This window comes from Micromonospora sp. R77, from assembly GCF_022747945.1.
Lineage (GTDB): Bacteria > Actinomycetota > Actinomycetes > Mycobacteriales > Micromonosporaceae > Micromonospora.
Genome location: NZ_JALDST010000001.1, coordinates 1605783 through 1623603 on the forward strand (window position 1 = coordinate 1605783; position 17821 = coordinate 1623603).

The 17821-nt window shown below is 72.1% G+C and carries 17 protein-coding genes and 2 pseudogenes; 8 read left to right on the forward strand and 11 right to left on the reverse strand.

Annotated elements, in window-relative coordinates; translation table 11 throughout:
• Window positions 1–19 precede the first annotated feature (19 nt).
• Entirely contained in the window at window positions 20–1084 is a 1065-nt protein-coding gene (locus tag MRQ36_RS07290; protein ID WP_242794065.1) for an alpha/beta hydrolase, read from the reverse strand.
• An 83-nt stretch (window positions 1085–1167) separates the two neighbouring features.
• A complete protein-coding gene (locus MRQ36_RS07295; RefSeq protein WP_242794066.1) occupies window positions 1168–1632 on the reverse strand; it encodes an FHA domain-containing protein in 465 nt (154 codons plus the stop codon).
• A 239-nt stretch (window positions 1633–1871) separates the two neighbouring features.
• Here MRQ36_RS07295 and MRQ36_RS07300 point away from each other — a divergent pair, with 239 nt between their 5' ends.
• Window positions 1872–3374 carry an aldehyde dehydrogenase family protein gene (locus tag MRQ36_RS07300; protein ID WP_242794067.1) on the forward strand — a complete coding sequence of 501 codons (1503 nt, stop codon included), beginning with the start codon at window positions 1872–1874 and terminating at the stop codon, window positions 3372–3374.
• 42 nt (window positions 3375–3416) lie between these two features.
• Here the strand turns inward: MRQ36_RS07300 and nucS are convergent, their stop codons facing one another.
• Entirely contained in the window at window positions 3417–4076 is a 660-nt protein-coding gene (gene nucS / locus MRQ36_RS07305; protein ID WP_242794068.1) for an endonuclease NucS, read from the reverse strand.
• Between the two features lie 71 nt (window positions 4077–4147).
• On the opposite strand from nucS, the gene MRQ36_RS07310 reads away from it, so the two are divergent.
• Entirely contained in the window at window positions 4148–4765 is a 618-nt protein-coding gene (locus tag MRQ36_RS07310) for a DUF4126 domain-containing protein (protein WP_242800902.1), read from the forward strand.
• 195 nt (window positions 4766–4960) lie between these two features.
• Here MRQ36_RS07310 and MRQ36_RS07315 read toward each other — a convergent pair whose 3' ends face one another.
• On the reverse strand, window positions 4961–5548 hold the full coding sequence (locus tag MRQ36_RS07315; protein WP_242794069.1) for a hypothetical protein: 588 nt from the start codon (window positions 5546–5548) through the stop codon (window positions 4961–4963).
• Window positions 5549–6171: 623 nt separating this feature from the next.
• On the opposite strand from MRQ36_RS07315, the gene MRQ36_RS07320 reads away from it, so the two are divergent.
• Window positions 6172–6468 carry a DUF1540 domain-containing protein gene (locus MRQ36_RS07320; RefSeq protein ID WP_242794070.1) on the forward strand — a complete coding sequence of 99 codons (297 nt, stop codon included), beginning with the start codon at window positions 6172–6174 and terminating at the stop codon, window positions 6466–6468.
• Between the two features lie 215 nt (window positions 6469–6683).
• Here MRQ36_RS07320 and MRQ36_RS07325 read toward each other — a convergent pair.
• Window positions 6684–8689, reverse strand: a pseudogene (locus MRQ36_RS07325) (protein meaA).
• A 153-nt stretch (window positions 8690–8842) separates the two neighbouring features.
• Between MRQ36_RS07325 and MRQ36_RS07330 the strand changes: the two are divergent.
• From MRQ36_RS07330 to MRQ36_RS07340, 3 genes are all read left to right on the forward strand, one after another.
• Window positions 8843–9691, forward strand: coding sequence for an ABC transporter ATP-binding protein (locus MRQ36_RS07330; RefSeq protein ID WP_242794080.1), 849 nt, complete (start codon window positions 8843–8845; stop codon window positions 9689–9691).
• Entirely contained in the window at window positions 9688–10533 is an 846-nt protein-coding gene (locus tag MRQ36_RS07335; protein ID WP_242794082.1) for an ABC transporter permease, read from the forward strand. Before MRQ36_RS07330 ends, MRQ36_RS07335 begins: the two co-directional genes overlap by 4 nt.
• An 83-nt stretch (window positions 10534–10616) precedes the next feature.
• Entirely contained in the window at window positions 10617–11429 is an 813-nt protein-coding gene (locus MRQ36_RS07340) for an alpha/beta hydrolase family protein (RefSeq protein WP_242794084.1), read from the forward strand.
• Window positions 11430–11466: 37 nt separating this feature from the next.
• Here the strand turns inward: MRQ36_RS07340 and MRQ36_RS07345 are convergent, their stop codons facing one another.
• Window positions 11467–12315: a 3-hydroxyacyl-CoA dehydrogenase family protein gene (locus MRQ36_RS07345; RefSeq protein WP_242794086.1), complete on the reverse strand. Its 849-nt coding sequence runs from the start codon at window positions 12313–12315 to the stop codon at window positions 11467–11469.
• An 86-nt stretch (window positions 12316–12401) separates the two neighbouring features.
• The gene (gene murA / locus MRQ36_RS07350; RefSeq protein WP_242794097.1) at window positions 12402–13835 is read right to left on the reverse strand and encodes a UDP-N-acetylglucosamine 1-carboxyvinyltransferase; all 1434 of its coding nucleotides are present in this window, start codon (window positions 13833–13835) and stop codon (window positions 12402–12404) included.
• Here murA and MRQ36_RS07355 point away from each other — a divergent pair.
• Both MRQ36_RS07355 and MRQ36_RS07360 read left to right on the forward strand, forming a co-directional pair.
• Window positions 13834–14406 (forward strand): cob(I)yrinic acid a,c-diamide adenosyltransferase, encoded by a 573-nt coding sequence (locus MRQ36_RS07355; RefSeq protein ID WP_242794106.1) that lies wholly within the window; start codon window positions 13834–13836, stop codon window positions 14404–14406. The two genes, murA and MRQ36_RS07355, sit on opposite strands and share 2 nt — an antisense overlap.
• A complete protein-coding gene (locus tag MRQ36_RS07360) occupies window positions 14382–14804 on the forward strand; it encodes a VOC family protein (protein WP_242794108.1) in 423 nt (140 codons plus the stop codon). The genes MRQ36_RS07355 and MRQ36_RS07360 overlap by 25 nt, the downstream gene beginning before the upstream one ends.
• 163 nt (window positions 14805–14967) lie before the next feature.
• Here MRQ36_RS07360 and MRQ36_RS34350 read toward each other — a convergent pair.
• The 4 genes and pseudogenes from MRQ36_RS34350 to MRQ36_RS07380 all read right to left on the reverse strand — a co-directional run.
• Window positions 14968–15238 (reverse strand): annotated as a pseudogene (locus tag MRQ36_RS34350) (hypothetical protein); the annotation flags it as partial.
• 493 nt (window positions 15239–15731) lie between these two features.
• Complete coding sequence (locus MRQ36_RS07370) at window positions 15732–16187, reverse strand: DUF2550 domain-containing protein (RefSeq protein WP_242794110.1); 456 nt, start codon at window positions 16185–16187, stop codon at window positions 15732–15734.
• Window positions 16188–16199: 12 nt separating this feature from the next.
• Window positions 16200–16478 (reverse strand): F0F1 ATP synthase subunit epsilon, encoded by a 279-nt coding sequence (locus tag MRQ36_RS07375; protein ID WP_242794112.1) that lies wholly within the window; start codon window positions 16476–16478, stop codon window positions 16200–16202.
• Window positions 16479–16618: 140 nt separating this feature from the next.
• Window positions 16619–17767, reverse strand: a complete 1149-nt coding sequence (locus MRQ36_RS07380) for an LCP family protein (RefSeq protein ID WP_278187453.1) — start codon at window positions 17765–17767, stop codon at window positions 16619–16621.
• Window positions 17768–17821 lie beyond the last annotated feature (54 nt).

The window sequence follows — 17821 nt, forward strand, 5'->3', positions numbered from 1 at the left end:
ATATTTCACGCAGGACGCCTCAGGGCGTCGCGGGCACCCCCGTGAGGGCCAGCAGCTCCGCCACGAACTCCGCCGGACGCTCCAGGTGCGGGCTGTGCCCACAGCCGGGCAGGACCACCTCCCGGTACGTCCCGCCGGCCGCCGCGTAGCGCTCCAGCACCGCCCGGGTCTGCCCGACCATCGGCTGCGGCGGGCAGTCGTCCGCCCCCGGCCAGCCCGGCACCACCCCCAACTGCCCCAGGTGGGCCAGGTCGAACAGCGAGGTGTCCGAGACGATCACGTCGGCGTCGCCGCGTACCCAGGTGACCGGGGGCTTCACCGCGGCGGAGACCAGGTCGTCGGCGACCCGGAAGTGGGCCGGCGCGAGGGCGTTGAGCACGCCCCGCTCCCCCGGCGCGGTGCCCGGCCAGTGCGCCGAGGCGACCGCCGTACCCGGATAGTTGTCGTCCCCGACGGCGGTGGAGAGCATGCTCTCCAGCAGCAGTTCCTCGTCGGCGCCGAGCGAGGCCGGGTCGGCGACGTAGGTGGCCCGCAGCACGTTGCGGGGGCTGGTCGGGGCGTCGTCGCTCCGGTCACCGGCGGCGAGCCGGGCGACGAAGTCCGGGTTGACCGTGCCGGCCCCGGTGCCGGCGAAGTCCGGCGTGGTGGGGCTGCCGTCGAGGTCGCGGGTGCCGCCGAAGCCGTACGGGGAGACCGGCGCCTCCAGCAGCAGGGCGGCCACCCGCTCGGGGCGGGCGGTCAGCAGGCGCATCGCCACGCCGCCGCCCAGGGAGTGCCCGACCACGACCGGCCGGGCCTCGGGGGCGAAGAGCCCCGGTACGTCGAGCAGGGCGGCGACGTCGTCGGCGAGGTCGGCGAGCCCCCGGGTGGCGTCCACCGGGGCGGTCTGCGTGTCGCCGTAACCGCGCAGGTCGGGCGCGACCACCCGGAGCGTCGCGGGGAGCCGCCGGATCAGCGGCTCCCAGAACGCCGACGACGAGGCGTTACCGTGCACGAGCAGCACCGGTACGCCGTCCGGCGGCCCGGCCACCCGGACCGCCTGGGTGATGCCGTTGGCGGACACGGTGTGCGCTGCGCTCTCCATCCGCGGCATGCTGCCACGGCACCGCGGTGCGGTCCATGTGCCGGACCCCCACGACCCGGCACCGGACGGTGTGCCCCGTACGGTCAGCGACCGCCCGGGAGCGCCGGTTCCCCGCTCCACGCCTCGGCGGCCGGCCGACCGGCGGGCGAGGTGGCGATGGGCAGCGGCACGGTCGGCCGACGGTGGTCGGTACGCGGCGCGGAGAAGCGCAGCCCCACCGGGTCGGTCCGGGCCAGCCCGGGGTCGAAGAAGCGCAGGTCGGTGCGGCCGATCCGGATCACGTCACCGTCGGTGAGGTATTCCGGGCCGGCGATCCGGCGGTCGTTGAGCCAGGTGCCGTTGGTCGAACCCAGATCCATCAGCACCACGCCGTCGGCGGTGAGCGTGACGCTGGCGTGCCGCCGGCTCAGGTGCGGATCCGCGAGCGGGATGTCGACAGTCGGCGCCCGGCCGATGACCTGCGGTCGGTGCGAGACCCGGAAGCTCACCCCCCGCGTCGGCCCGCCGGCCACCGTCAACAACGGCATCAGTTCCGGATGATCCTCCATGGACAGTCCTCCACCCCACCGGTCGCCCCGCGCGCCAGCCTGCCACCTCATGATGCGGGACCCCACCACCGCGCGGCTACCTCCTGATCCCCGGGCGGTCAACTCCCGTTCGCCGGTTCGGCGGGTGCACGTGGTTCGATCCCCCGGCCGCAGCGGGGTGCAGCGACGTCGATGTCGGGCGGTCCGATCCGCCGACCGGAGCCCTACCGGCGGGTAATCTGCGGGTCTAGACTTCCGCCATGACGGCTGTGCATGCCCCGGGTACCCCGGTCATCGAGGACGGACGACTGGTCTCGACGAGCCCGGCGACGGGCGCGGAAGCCGGACGCTTCCCGGTGGCGACCGCCGAGGACGTCGAGCGCGCGGTCGCGCGGGCCCGCCCGGCCGGCGAGTGGTGGGCCGGGCTCGGCTTCACCGGCCGGCGGGACCGGCTGCTGCGCTGGCGCTCCGTGCTCGCCCGCCGGATCGAGGAACTGGCCGACCTGATGCACCTCGAGGGCGGCAAGCCGGTCGGCGACGCCGTCGTCGAGATCCTCACCGCGCTCGAACACGTCGACTGGGCCGCCCGCAACGCCCCGCGGGTGCTCGGGCCCCGCAAGGTCCGCTCCCGGCTGATCCTCGCCGAGTTCACCGGTCACCTCGAATACCAGCCGTACGGCGTGGTCGGCGTGATCGGTCCGTGGAACTACCCGGTCTTCACCCCGATCGGCTCCGCCGCGTACGCCCTCGCCGCCGGCAACGCCGTGGTCTTCAAGCCCAGCGAGTACACCCCGGCGGTCGGGCAGTGGCTGGTGGACCGGTTCGCCGAGGTGGTGCCCGAGCAGCCGGTCCTCACCGCCGTGCACGGCCTCGGCGACACCGGCGCCGCGCTGTGCCGCTCCGGCGTGGGCAAGCTGGCCTTCACCGGCTCCACCCGCACCGCCAGGAAGGTGATGGCGGCCTGCGCCGAGACGCTGACCCCGGTGCTGCTGGAGGCGGGCGGCAAGGACGCCATGATCGTGGACGCCGACGCCGACCTGGACGCCGCCGCCGAGGCGTGCGTCTGGGGCGCGCTCACCAACGCCGGCCAGACCTGCATCGGCATCGAACGGGTCTACGCCGTGGACCAGGTCTTCGACACCTTCGTCGACAAGGTGGTGGCCCGCGCGGGCCGGCTGACCGTCGGCCCCGACGGCGCCGACCTCGGCCCGATCACCATGCCGGCCCAGATCGACATCATCCGGCGGCACATCGACGACGCGGTCGCCCGGGGCGGGCGGGCGGTGCTCGGCGGGCCCGACGCGGTCCAGCCGCCGTACGTCCACCCGACCGTGCTGGTGGACGTGCCGGAGGACTCGGCCGCCGTCCGCGAGGAGACGTTCGGCCCGACCATCACCGTCAACCGGGTCCGCGACGTCGACGAGGCCGTCGAACGCGCCAACGCCCTCCCGTACGGCCTGGGTGGTTCGGTCTTCGGCCGCAAGCGGGCGGTGGCGGCCGCGCGGCGGCTGCGCTCCGGGATGGCGGCGGTCAACTCGACGCTCACCTTCGCCGGGATGTCCACGCTGCCGTTCGGCGGCGTCGGCGACTCCGGCATCGGCCGGATCCACGGCGAGGACGGGCTGCGCGAGTTCGGCCTGGCCAAGTCGGTCACCCGGCGACGGGCCCGCTCGCTGCTGCCGTCGATGACCTTCGAGCGCACCCCGGCGGACATCGCGCGCCTGGTCAAGGTCGCCAAGCTGATGTACGGCCGGAACCGCTGACGCACTCCGGGTCGGCGCGCGGGGGTCCGCCCCGCGCGCCGCTCAGAACAGGGTCAGCTCGTCCCGCTCGATGCCGCGCAGCTTGTCGTAGTCGACCACCACGCAGCGGATGCCCCGGTCGGTGGCGAGCACCCGGGCCTGCGGCTTGATCTCCTGCGCCGCGAAGACGCCGGTCACCGGGGCGAGCAGCGGGTCCCGGTTCATCAGCTCCAGATAGCGGGTGAGCTGCTCCACGCCGTCGATCTCGCCGCGCCGCTTCACCTCGACGGCGACGGCGCCGGAGTTGGCGTCCCGGCAGAGCAGGTCGACCGGCCCGATCGCCGTCATGTACTCCCGGCGGACCAGCGTGTACCCCTCGCCGAGGGTGCCCGGGTTGGCCGCCAGCAACTCCTGCAGGTGCGCCTCGACGCCGTCCTTGCGCAGCCCCGGGTCCAGACCCAGCTCGTACGAGGTGTCCTGGAAGATCTCCTCCAGGGTGATCCGCAGCTCCTCACCGGCCTTGTTGACGACCCGCCACACCCCGGGGGCCTCCTCCAACCGGCACGGAGGGCTCATCCAGTTCAACGGCTTGTATGCCCGGTCGTCCGCGTGGATCGACACCGAGCCGTCCGCCTTCACCATGAGCAGCCGGGTGGCCGGCGGCAGGTGTGCCGAGAGCCGTCCGACGTAGTCCACCGAGCACTTCGCAATCACCAACCGCACCCGACGAGGGTAGCCGAGACCCCCGCCGGCGCCGACGAGCGCCACTGGCACGGCGGTGCGATATTGAGATGGTGTTCGAAGTCCTCACCGGTTCCGGTCTCGCCGCCTCCGCCGGCCTGAACGCATACATCCCGCTGCTCCTGATGGGTCTGCTGGCCCGCTACACCGACCTGGTCGACCTGCCCAGTGGCTGGCAGTGGCTCGGCAACGGCTGGGTCATCCTGATCCTCGCGGTGCTGCTCGCCGTCGAGGTGGTCGCCGACAAGGTGCCCGTGGTCGACCACGTCAACGACGTGGTGCAGACGGTCGTCCGGCCCACCGCCGGTGGCCTCGCCTTCGGTGCCGGATCGAGCTCCGAGACCGTCACGGTCAGCAACCCGGACACCTTCTTCTCCTCGCACCAGTGGGTGCCGGTGGTGACCGGTGTGCTGATCGCCCTCGGCGTGCACCTGCTCAAGTCGGCCGCCCGCCCGGTGATCAACGCGACCACGGCCGGCTTCGGCGCACCCGTCGCCAGCACCGCCGAGGACGCGACGAGCGTGGTCATGTCGGTGGCGGCGATCCTCCTGCCGGTGCTGGTGCTGGCGTTCCTGGTCGGCTTCGTGGCGTTCCTCTTCTGGTTCCTGCGCCGACGCAAGGACCGGCGTCGGGAGCGTCAGGCGGCTCGTGCTGCGGGGTTCCGGGTCTGATCTCTGGTTTCATTGGTTGCGGTCGAGGGCTGGGGGCGACCGTGCCCCGCTCCGGGCGGTCAGGCTTGATCCCTGCGCCGGGCACGGTCGCCCCCAGCCCCGCCGCGCGCCCGGTCCGCGGAGATCCATGGACGGATACGCCGCTGGCCGGCACCCCGGGTTCGGGGTGCCGGCCAGCGGCGGTTGCTCCTTGGCTCAGCTGGTCCAGTGCTGGGCGACGAGGTCGGCGGCCTGCTGCTCCCACTGCGCGTACGCGTCCGGGTACGCGGACACCTGCACGGTCTGGGCGGCGTCGGTCAGCGGCATGTCCTGCCACCCGTCGACCTGCTTCAACCCCTTCAGGAACGCCAGCGTCGAGTGCTCGGGGTCGGTGATCTGCTCCGGCGTACCCCAACCACTGGACGGGCGCTGCTGGAACAGACCCAGCGAGTCATGATCGTTCTTGTCACCCAGGTGGCCCAGGTTCTCCAGCTTCGACTCCTGCAGACTCGTCGCGATCGAGATGACCGCGGCCCGCTCCGGCAGACCCGCCTTCTTCGTCGCGGCGATGATCGCCTTCGCGTTCGACACCTGCTCGCCGTTCAGGTCGATGTGCGACTGCGCGCCCTGCACACCGTGCGGGATCAGCTTGCTCGTGTCGGGCTTGTCGGCCTGCACCGCCGCGACCGGCTTACCGGCCGCCACGGGAGTGTCGGCGTGAGCGGCGATCGGACCGGCGAACACACCACCGGCGAAAGCCAGACCAGCAATACCCAGCACACTCTTACGCAGCATCGTGTTCATCGAAAGCTCCTCGGGGGTCGGCGCTCCCCATAGGGGCGGGGAACGCAAGCACCGTCAGGCGCTCACACACAAAGGGGGAAGTCTTCGTCCGGCTGGCTCGCGGGGCGGGGGGGGCCTCTTCGCGGCACCGGGACCAGGTGTAACGACCGGCCGCCCACCCGCCTTCCGGGGTCAGCACCCGACGTGTGGCCTGCACCAGCCTGCCGGTGGGCTCGTTCACCGGGTGCTGGTGCTCGGTCGTACGGGGACTGTAACGACCCGCCCCCCGCCACGATTCCGGCCTGACGATGGCCCCGGTCACCCCCCGACCCGGACAGCCGCCCAGAAACCGCCCACCCGGCCCCGACAACCGACCGCCAACGGACCCGGTCTGCACCCCCGGCGCGTCGATCATGGAGCAGTGGTGCCCAATAGGTGACTTTCACGGCTTTCGTTCACCACCACAACTCCATGATCGACGCGAGGCGTGCTGCGCGCGACGGGGGGTCTGCTCCGCGTCGGCGCGCTCGTGGTCTCGTCCACGTCTCGGGCGGAAGGCGGGTGACGGGGAAGGCGGTGAAAGGGCGGGTGGAGCAAACGGTCAAATGCCTAGAATTGGGGCACCGAGCCTAAGGAGGGTCGCCATGACCGCGGCGATTCAGATGCCCCGGGTCCAGGAGTGCACCGTCGCGTCCTGCGCCTACAACCACACCAACGACTGCCACGCCTTCGCCATCACGATCGCCAGCAGCGACCACGCCCACTGCCACACCTTCGTCGACATGCCGGTACGCGGCGGCAACGACCAGCTGGTCGCGCAGGTGGGGGCCTGCACCCGGTCGGACTGCCAGCACAACTCGGGCCTCGAGTGCCACGCCCCGGCGATCAGCGTCGGCCCGGCCACGGACCTGGCCGACTGCCTCACCTACCAGAGCCGCTGAACCCACCGGCGCCACCGAACCCCACCGGCCCCCGAACCCACCGGCCCCACCGAACCCACCGGCCCCACCGCTGCGCCGACCACCGGCGCCGCTGAACCACCGGTGCGCCGACCACAAGCGCCACCGAGCCAGCGGCGCCAGGGAACCCGCCAGAGCCGCCGAACCCGCCGACACCGCTGGACCCGCCGGCCGCCGATGGCCGGCGGGGCTGACTCTCAGCTCAGGTCGTTGGCCTCGCGGATCACGGTGACGAGGTCGTCGATGATGTCGGTGAGCGCGAAGTCCTTCGGGGTGAAGACGCGGGCCACCCCGGCGGCGCGCAGCGTGTCGGCGTCGGCGGCGGGGATGATGCCGCCGACGACCACGGGCAGGTCGGGGCGGCCGGCGGCGCGCAGCCCGTCGAGGACCGCCGGCACGGCGGCCAGGTGCGAGCCGGAGAGGACGGAGAGGCCGACGAGGTCGACGTCCTCCTCGACGGCGGCGGCGACGATCTGCCCGGCGGTGAGCCGGATGCCCTGGTAGACCACCTCGAAGCCGGCGTCGCGGGCGCGTACCGCGATCTGCTCGGCGCCGTTGGAGTGGCCGTCCAGGCCGGGCTTGCCGACCAGCAGCCGCAGCCGGCCGCTGCCGAGTTCGCGGGCCGTCGCGGTGACCCGCTCGCGGACGGTGGCCAGTCCCGCGTCGCCGCCGGCACCGGCACCGCCGGCGAGGCCGGTGGGCGCCGGTACTCGCCGAAGACCTGGCGCAGGGCGGCCGACCACTCGCCGGTGGTCACCCCGACCCGCACGCACTCCAGGGTCGCCGGCATCAGGTTCGTGGTGGTCGCGGCCTCCGCGCGGAGCCGGGCCAGCGCCGCGTCGACCGCCGCGTCGTCCCGCCCGGCCCGCCATTCGCGTACGGCGGTGACGGCGGCGGCCTCGACGGCCGGGTCGACCTGTTCGACGGCCTCGGCACCCGCCGCGGTCAGCGGCGACGGCTCGGTCTCGGTGAAGCGGTTGACGCCGACCACCACGTCGGCGCCGGACTCGATCCGCCGACGCCGCTCGGCGAGCGAGGCGACCAGGGCGCTCTTGAGGTAGCCGGTCTCCACGGCGGCCACCACGCCGCCCATCTCCAGCACCTTGTCCAGCTCGACCCGGGCCCCGTTGACGATGTCGTCGACCAGCGCGGTCATCACGTGCGAGCCGGAGAAGAGGTCGGGGTATTCGAGCAGGTCCGACTCGTACGCCAGGACCTGCTGCATCCGCAGCGACCACTGCTGGTCCCAGGGGCGGGGCAGGCCGAGCGCCTCGTTCCAGGCGGGCAGCTGCACGGCGCGGGCGCGGGCGTCCCGGGAGAAGGTCACGCCGAGCATCTCCAGCACGATGCGCTGGATGTTGTTCTCCGGCTGCGCCTCGGTGAGGCCGAGCGAGTTGACCTGCACGCCGTACCGGAAGCGGCGCTGCTTGGGGTTCTGCACGCCGTAACGCTCGCGGGTGATCTCGTCCCAGAGCGCGCCGAACGCGCGCATCTTGGCGATCTCCTCGACGAAGCGCACCCCGGCGTTGACGAAGAAGGAGATCCGCTGGACGACGTCACCCATCCGCTCGGCGGGCACCTGACCGGAGTCGCGGACCGCGTCGAGCACGGCGACCGCGGTGGCGAGGGCGAAGCCGACCTCCTGCACCGGCGTCGCGCCGGCCTCCTGGAGGTGGTACGAGCAGATGTTGACCGGGTTCCACTTCGGCATCGTCTTCAGCGTGTGGGCGACGATGTCCGCGGTCAGCCGCAGCGAGGCAGCCGGCGGGAAGATGTAGGTCCCCCGGGACAGGTATTCCTTGATGATGTCGTTCTGGGTGGTGCCGGAGAGCATCTCGGCGGTCCAGCCCTGCTCCATGGCCACCGTGCCATAGAGGGCGAGCAGCCACATCGCCGGCGCGTTGATGGTCATCGAGGTGTTCATCTCGGCCAGCGGGATGCCGTCGAAGAGGGCCCGCATGTCGCCGAGGTGCGCCACCGGCACGCCGACCCGGCCGACCTCGCCCGAGGCCAGCTCGTGGTCCGGGTCGTAGCCGGTCTGGGTCGGCAGGTCGAAGGCGACCGAGAGCCCGGTCTGCCCCTTCGCCAGGTTGCGGCGGAAGAGCGCGTTGGTCGCGGCGGCCGAGGAGTGCCCGGCGTAGGTGCGCATCACCCAGGGCCGGTCGCGCTCCGGCAGCCGCCCCGAGGGAGCCTTCTCATCCATGGCCGGAGTCTAAGTTACCGTTCAGTAAAACGGGCTGTGGAAAACCACACAGGTCCATGTCGCGGACACCCGGGGCGAGAACGCCCGGCATGGGCCGGGACCACCACACCCCCCTGCTCCCCCGGATTGTCGCCAGGTCGCACACTTGACGGCATGGATGACGAGCTCGCGATCTCCGTACGGGGGCTGCGCAAGGCGTACGGCGACAACGTCGCGGTGGCGGGGGTGGACCTGGACGTCCACCGGGGCGAGGTGTTCGCCCTGCTCGGCCCGAACGGCGCGGGCAAGACCACCACGGTGGAGATCCTGGAGGGCTATCGGCGGCGCGACGCCGGCGAGGTGTCGGTGCTCGGCAGCGACCCGGCCCACCCCGACCCGAGCTGGCGGTCCCGGGTCGGCATCGTGCTCCAGGGCACCGGCGAGTTCGACGAGCTCACCGTCGCCGAGGTGGTCGGCCACTTCTCCGGCTTCTACCCGGAGGCCGACGACCCGGCCAAGGTGATCGAGCGGGTCGGGCTGGCCGGCAAGGCCACCGCCCGCACGCACACCCTGTCCGGCGGGCAGAAGCGGCGGCTCGACGTGGCGCTCGGCATCATCGGCCGCCCCGAGCTGCTCTTCCTCGACGAGCCGACCACCGGCTTCGACCCGGAGGCCCGGCGCGAGTTCTGGGAGCTGATCCGGGACCTGGCCGCCGCCGGCACCACCATCGTGCTCACCACGCACTACCTGGACGAGGCAGAGGCGCTGGCCGACCGGGTCGGCGTGATCGCCGGCGGCCGACTGGTCGAAATGGCCCCGCCGAACCTGCTCGGCAACCGGCAGGAGGCGCTGGCGACGGTCTCCTGGCGTACCCCGGACGGGACGCTGGAGACCGCGCAGAGCGCGACGCCGACGGCGCTGGTGGCGGAACTGGCCGCGCGGCACGGCGGCGAGGTCCCCGGCCTCACGGTCACCCGACCGACCCTGGAAGACGTCTACCTGCGGATGATCGGACACTCATGACCACCACGACGAAGCCGGCGGCCCCGGTCGCCGCCGCACCGGCCCGGCGGCTCGGGGCGGGCGCCCTCGCGCTGCGGCAGGGGCGGTTGGAGATCACCCAGTTCCTGCGCAGCCGGGAGTCCGTCGTGTTCACGATGGGCTTCCCGATCATCATGATCCTGATCTTCGCCTCGATCTTCAGCGGCGAGATCGGGGGCGGGGTGAAGTTCACCCAGTACTTCATCACCGGCATGATCGCGACCGGCCTGATGACGGTGAGCTTCCAGAACCTCGGCATCTGGATCCCGATCGAGCGGGACCGGGGCGTGCTCAAGCGCTACCGGGGCACCCCGATGCCCAAGTGGGTGTGGTTCGCCGGCAAGGTGATCATGGTGGTGGCGATCGGCGTCGCCGAGACCGCCCTGCTGCTGGTCGTCGCGGTGCTGCTGTTCGACCTGAAGCTCCCCGACACCGCCGGGAAGTGGCTCACCTTCGGCTGGGTCGCCGCGCTCGGTGTCACCGCCTGCACCCTCTGCGGCATCGCCATCTCGTCGCTGGCGCGTACGGCGCGCAGCGGCTCGGCGGTGGTGACCCCGGTGGCGCTGGTGCTCCAGTTCATCTCCGGGGTGTTCTTCGTCTTCACCAACCTGCCGACCTGGATGCAGCAGGTGGCGGCGCTCTTCCCGCTGAAGTGGATGTGCCAGGGGCTGCGCGCGGTCTTCCTGCCGGAGAGCTTCGGCGCCCAGGAGCCCGGCGGCTCGTTCGAGCTGGGCCGGGTCGCCCTCGTGCTGGCCGCCTGGTGCGTCATCGGCCTGGTCCTCTGCCTCACCACCTTCCGCTGGACCACCAAACGCGACGGCTGAGGGGTAAGCACGGGCCCCCTGTTAACGCCTGGCGCATAGCAGGGGGCCCCTCCTAACGCCGCCCGGGTGCGACACTCGCCGGCATGGCTCACGTACTGACCCGACGGCGGGTGCTGCTGGCCGGGGCCGGCACGGCGGGCGCCGCACTGGTGGGTGGGCTCGCCGCCCGGGAACTGTCCCGCCCCCGGAACGGGCCGGCACCCGCCGTACCGGACGCGCCCGCCGGCGACGAGCGGCTGGTCCGCATCAACTCCGGTGCCCGGGGCCGCGAGGTCGACTTCTGGACGGCCGTCCCCGACGGGTACGGCGACGGTCGCGGCCTGCCGGTCTGCCTGGTCCTGCACGGCGCCTCCGCCACCGCCCGGGACTTCCCTCGGTTCGGCTTCGCCCACTTCCTCACCGACGCGGTACGCCGGGGCGTGCCACCCTTCGCGCTCGCCGGAGCGACCGGTGGCCGGCTGTCCTGGCGCCGCTCCGGTGACGACGACCCGCAGCGGATGGTGCGCGAGGAGGTGCCCACCTGGTGCGCCCGGCGCGGCTTCGACACCAGCCGGATGGCGGCCTGGGGCTGGTCGATGGGGGGCTTCGGTGCGCTGCTGCTCGCCGAGGCGTACCCGACGTGGTTGCGCGCGGTGGCCGCCTTCTCCCCCGCGGTCCGGCCCGGCGACCCGGTCTTCACCGGGGCGGACCGGCTGCGCGGCACCCCCGTCGGCCTCTGGTGCGGCCGACAGGACAACTTCCTGCGGGACGTCCGCGCGCTCGCCCGGGCGCTGCCCGAGCCGCCGGCCCGCGCCGAGTGGGCCGACGGCCGGCACAACTTCGCCTACTGGGGCACCGTCATCCCGGACGCGTTCGCCCTGGTCGGCGCGGCGCTGGCCCCCGCCCGCAGACGGTGACGCCCCCGACCGGCGGCCGGGGGCGTCCGCAGAGGGCTCAGTACGAGTAGAAGCCCTGGCCGGTCTTGCGGCCCAGGTCACCGGCGGTCGCCATGCGCTGGAGCAGCTCCGGCGGGAAGAACTTCTCGTCGGCGGTGTCGGTGTAGATGTTCTTCGTGGCGTTGAGCAGCACGTCGACGCCGGTCAGGTCGACCGTGGCCAGCGGGCCCATGGCGTGGCCGAAGCCCAGCTTGCAGGCGGTGTCCAGGTCCTCCGCCGAGATCACGCCGGACTCGACCAGCTTGACCGCCTCCATGGCCAGCGCGCAGATCAGCCGGGTGGTGACGAAACCGGCGATGTCCCGGTTGACCACCACCACGGTCTTGCCGATCTCCTCGGCGAACGCCTTAGCGGTGGCCAGCGTCGCGTCGCTGGTCTTGTAGCCACGGACCAGCTCGCAGAGCTTCATCATCGGCACCGGCGAGAAGAAGTGGGTACCGACGACCGACTCCGGGCGTTCGGTGGCGGTGGCGATCTGGGTGACCGGGATGGCCGAGGTGTTGGTGGCCAGCACCGCGTCCGCCTTGCAGATCTTGTCCAGCGCGCGGAAGACCTCGTGCTTGATCTCGATCTTCTCGAAGACCGCCTCGACCACGATGTCCGCGTCGGCCGCCGCCTCCAGCTCGGTGGTCGGGGTGATCCGGCCCAGGGTCGCCTCGACCTCGGACGCCTCGATCTTGCCCTTCTCGGCGAACTTCTCCAGCGACTTCCGGATGCCGTCGACGCCCCGCCTGGTGGCCGCGTCGTCCACGTCCCGCAGCGTCACCTGCCAGCCCGCCTGCGCCGCCACCTGGGCGATGCCCGCGCCCATCAACCCGGCACCGACGACCGCGAGTCGACCCGCCATCTGCTTCTCCCTCGCTGCGATTGAGTGTCTGTCAGCAGAAGGTTAGTCGGCGGGCCTGAACGACGGCTAAGCCCCTTCCCGGGTGCTCAGATGGTGAGGTCCGGGGCCTCCGGGGCGGTGCCCCGCTCCACCTCGACGCCGAGGGCCCGCAGGTCGGCGACGAAATCCGGATAGCCGCGATCGACGTGGTGCACGTGGGAGACCTCGGTGACCCCGTCGGCGCAGAGCCCACCGATGATCAGGCCGGCGCCGGCCCGGATGTCGGTGGCCCGCACGGGTGCGCCGGAGAGCCGGTCCCGGCCGCGTACGACGGCGTGGTGGCCGTCGGTCTTGATGTCGGCGCCGAGGCGCATCATCTCGTTGGCGAACATGAACCGGCCGTCGAAGATGTTCTCGGTGATCAGGGACGCCCCGTCGCTCACCGCCGCCAGCCCGATCGCCATCGGCAGCAGGTCGGTGGCGAAGCCCGGATAGGGCAGGGTGACCACGTCCACCGCGGTGGGACGGTCGTCCATCCGTACCCGGAAGGCGTCCCCGCGGGTCTCCACCAGGCCGCCGGCCGAGACCAGCTTGTCCAGCGCGACCTCCAGGAAGGCCGGGTCGATGCCGGTCACGGTGACGTCGCCGCGGGTCATCGCGGCGGCGAACGCCCACGTCCCGGCGACGATCCGGTCCCCGACCGTGGCGTGCCGGACCGGGCGCAGCTCGGGCACCCCGACGATGCGCAGGGTGGAGGTGCCGGCGCCGGAGATCCGGGCACCCATCTGGCTCAGCATGGTGCAGATGTCGACGATCTCCGGCTCCCGCGCCGCGTTGTCGATCACCGTGGTGCCCCGGGCCAGCACCGCCGCCATCACCAGGTTCTCGGTGGCGCCGACGCTGGGGAAGTCCAGCACGATGTCCGCGCCGTGCAGCCCGTCCGGCGCGGCGGCGATGACGAACCCGTGCTCGCCGGAGATGTCGGCCCCCATCCGGGTCAGCCCGGAGATGTGCATGTCCAGGCCGCGCGAGCCGATGGCGTCGCCGCCCGGGTGGGCCACCCGCACGTGGCCGCGCCGGGCCAGCAGCGGACCGAGTACGCAGATCGAGGCCCGCAGCCGCCGGACCAGGTCGTAGTCGGCCTCCGTGCCGGGCTGTTCGGGTACGTCGATGACGACCGAGCGGGAGCGGGCCGTCCCGCCCCGGGCGACCATCGGGTCCACCGGGTCGTCCGCGGTGAACCGGACGCCGCAGCCCAACCGGCGCAGCACCTCGCCCATGATGGCGATGTCGGTGATCCGGGGAACGTTGGTGATCACGCTCCGGCCGGGAGCCAGCAGCGCCGCCGCCATCAGCTTCAGCGCCGAGTTCTTCGCGCCGACCACGTGCACCGTGCCGGCGAGGCGGGCCTGTCCGTGCACCCGGATGACGTCGACGTCGGTGACCGTCGGATCGTCGGCGTCACCCGGCCCGACCCCGCGGCCGGTCGGACCCGGCCGTGCCGGGATCGTCAGGTCCGGTATCCGTAGGCTGTGCGTCATGGCCGTCCACCTCACGCGCATCTACACCAAGGCCGGCGACGCCGGCATGACCAGGCTGAGCAACAACGAGCAGGTGCCGAAGACCGATCCACGGATCGCCGCGTACGCGGATGTCGACGAGTGCAACGCGGCGATCGGCGTGGCACTCGCGCTGGGACAGCTCGACGACGAGCTGCGGGCCGTGCTGGGCTCGATCCAGAACGACCTGTTCGACGTGGGCGCCGACCTCGCCACCCCCGTCGAGCCGGACCCGCAGTATCCGCCGCTGCGGGTCACCGAGGAGTACGTGGAGCGCCTCGAGGGCTGGTGCGACGAGTACAACGCACGCCTGAGCAAGCTCGACTCCTTCATCCTCCCCGGCGGCACCGCCGGGGCGGCACTGCTGCACGTGGCACGGACGATCGCCCGGCGGGCCGAGCGTGCGGCGTGGGCGCTGGTCGCGTACGACTCCGAACGGACCAGCTCCCTCCCGGCAAAGTATCTCAACCGCCTCTCCGATCTGCTCTTTATCCTGTCAAGAACGGCAAATCCGGACGGAGATGTGCTATGGGTTCCGGGCGGGAAGCGCTGACCGTCGGAACCCTGCACCACGTCGAGGTCTGGGTACCCGACCTCGGGGCCGCCAGACTCAGCTGGGGCTGGCTCCTCGGCGAGCTGGGCTGGACGCCGTACCAGGACTGGCCGGCCGGCCGGTCCTGGCGGCTCGGCCCCACCTACCTGGTGCTGGAGCAGTCCCCCGCCCTCTCCGGCCGGGTGCACGACCGCCTCGCGCCCGGCCTCAACCACCTGGCCTTCCACGCCGGCCCGCCGGCCGCGGTGGACCGGCTGGTCGCGGCCGCCCCGGGCCACGGCTGGGAACTCCTCTTCCCCGACCGCCACCCGCACGCCGGCGGCCCCGGGACCTACGCCGCCTACCTCACCGACAACCAGGGGTACGAGGTGGAGCTGGTCGCCGATTCCCGTCCCTGAATCTTGGACAGTTGTCGTTCGCTGGAAACGGCAACTGTCCAAGATCCGGGGGATGGACACGCCGCTGGCCGGCACCCATGGTGGGGTGCCGGCCGGCGGCGGTTCGGGCTTCGGTCAGCTGGTCCAGTGCTGGGCGACGAGGTCTGCGGCCTGCTGCTCCCACTGCCCGCTCCGGCAGGCCGGCCTTCTTCGTCGCGGCGATGATCGCCCTGGCGTTGGCGGTCTGCTCGTCGTTCAGGTCGATGCGCGACTGGGTGCCCTGCACACCGTGCGGGACCAGCTTCGACATGTCCGGCTTGTCGGCCTGCACGGCCACCGCGACCGGCTCGGTTCCGGTGACGGGGCCCGTGTCGGCGCGAGCGACGATCGGACCAGCGAACACTACCGGCGAAAGCCGGACCAGCAACCCTCTCAGCCCCGCCCGGCCCGGTCACCCCTGTCGATCATGAACATATGGTCGATCGGATGCGCGGTTCGGCACTTTTTGTGCAGCACCACAAGTCCATGATCAGCCTCAGCGGGGATGTTGGTGGCGGGAGGTGGCGCGGTGTGGGGCTCGTCTGGGGGCGCTAGCAGGCCAGGATCGGCGGCCAGCCTAGGCACGGGAGCCGCGGCGGGGTAGGGGCACAGGTCGTGCGGCGGGGTCCAGGCATGGAGGCCGCCAGGTCGAAGAGTGAGCGGCTGGTCCACCGCTCCGTCCACGGTCCGGGCGGCAGAGGGGGTTGGACCTGATTCATCAACGTCATCAGATCTGTAGCGCCTGTGTCACCCGACCGGGGGTGCTGCCGCCCGTCGGCCGACATGAGCGCGTGGCGTACCGGAGGAGAGCCGGCGGGGGCGAAGGCTGACGCGGCCGCGACCAGAGCGGGGGGTGCGGCGCCCGTGGCCCGCGCAGGGAACCGGCCTGAGCGAGCGGTCGGCCCGCCGTCAGGCGGCGGGCCAGTCCTGGGAGGCGAGACGCGGCGAGGCCGCCCCCGGCGGGGCGGCCTCGAGCCAGGAGAGGAAACCGGTGACCGTGGACCGCGCCATGGCGATCTCCACCGGGGCGTGCTGACTGGTACAGCGGAGGATCACCCAGTCGGCCGGCATGGAGAAGCGCTCCTGCCCCTCCGGGAGGCGCCGCCGCTCCACGGCGAGCACCTTGCGGGAGAGCACCCGCTTGGGGCGCAGGGCGAAGCTGAACATCCGGTACCACCGGAGTTCGTCGCCGACGAACCGGCCGAAGCCGGGCGACCAGCCCCGGCCGTCGAGCATCGTGGTGACCCGGACGCTGAGCCGGATGATGCCACCGCTCCGGGTGACGAGAGCCCGCCGGATGAAGAGGACCAGAAGCGCGGCGAGGACCACCGCGAAGCCGATTCCGATCCCTTCCACGATCTCCATCGGCGGGTCGGCTCAGCGTGCCGGCGTGGCGGGGGTGGCGCTCTCGGCGAGGACGGTGACGCCCTCACCGGTCACCGACAGGAAACCGCCGGCGACGTCGTAGGCGATCTGCTCGCCACCGGCCTGCTTGATCCGGACCTGGCTCGGCTCGGCGAGCTGACCGAGCAGGGGTGCGTGCCCGTGCAGCACACCGAGCTCACCCTCGGTCGTCCGGGCGACGACCATCTCGGCCTCACCGGACCAGACCTTCTCCTCGACGGCTACGAGCTCGACGTGAAGCTGCTGTGCCACGCTGTCTCCTTGCTGCGGCGGCGGATTGTCGAAAGTCTAGTCGCGACCCTGGTGCGTCCCCAACGCGGGTGCCGAGAGCTGCGCCACCGGTGGCACGCGAAGCGGGCCCGGGCGTGCGCCGGGGCCCGCTCGCGCTCAGGTTAGCTGTTCTTCTGCTTGAAGTCGGGGTGCTCCAGCATGAAGGCGTCGACCCGCTCGGTGCGGATGGCGGTGAAGAAGTCCTGCGCCGTCGGCAGCAGCCGCTCCCCCCGGTACGCGGAGCCGGTGCCGATCCCCTCCCCCGGCAGCTTGATCGTCTCGATCGAGTCCGCGCGGATGCCCTTGAGCGCCAGCGCGAAGTCGACCACGCTGTTGCCCCGCCCGTTGAAGATCAGCGACTGCCCGGCCGCCCGGACCACCTTGTCCAGCTTGATCGGGTTGGTCACCACGTCGGCGCTGAACGCCTGGCCGACCATCGCCTTGATGAACTGCTGCTGATGCCGCTGGCGGCCGTAGTCGGCGTCCGGCACACCGTTCTTAGGGTAGCGCTGCCGGACGTAGTCCAGCGCCTGCCAGCCGTTGAGGTGCGCCTCGCCCTTCTTGTACTCCGCCTGCGGGCCGAGGTAGCCCCCGCCGCCGGGCCGCAGCTCGCGCATGGTGCCGTCCGGCCTGCGGTGCTCCGACTTCACGTCCCGCTCGATGTACATGTCGACGCCACCCATCGCGTCGACGATCTTCTTGAAGCCGGTGAAGTTGATGATCGCGCCGGCGTCGAAGCGCTGGATGCCGGTGACCTGGCTGACCGTCTTGGCGAGCAGCTCGAAGCCGCGGGCCGCGTCCGGGTTCTGCCCGGGCACCCGGCTGCCGTACGACATGGCGGCGTTGAGCTTGTCGGTGCCGCCGGGGTAGTTCGCCTTGGGGAAGGCGGGGATCTCCACCCGCAGGTCGCGCGGGAGGGAGAAGAGATAGCCGCGGTCCATCCCGGCCGGCACGTGCAGGACCATGATCGAGTCGGCCAGCGGCGGCGTCTCCGGCTTGCGGGGGTCGATGCCGACCAGCAGGATGTTCAGCGGACCCTTGATGTTGCTCTTGCGCTCCTTGGCGCCGGCCGCCTGGTCGCCGAAGAGGTCACCCTTGCCGACCGAGCCCTCGTAGCGGTGCAGCAGGGTCTCGTAGCCCACCAGCACGCCGCCACTGAGCAGCATGAGCACCACGCCGAAGACCGTGCAGACGCGGGCCCAGCGGGGCACGCCCCGCCAGAAGGACCGCTTGCCGCCGCCCGTGCCGCCCTTACCCACCGGTATCTCCATTCGTCACGCCCATGACTGGAAGACGGGCGCAAGCGACCGTTCCGTTGCAAGAGA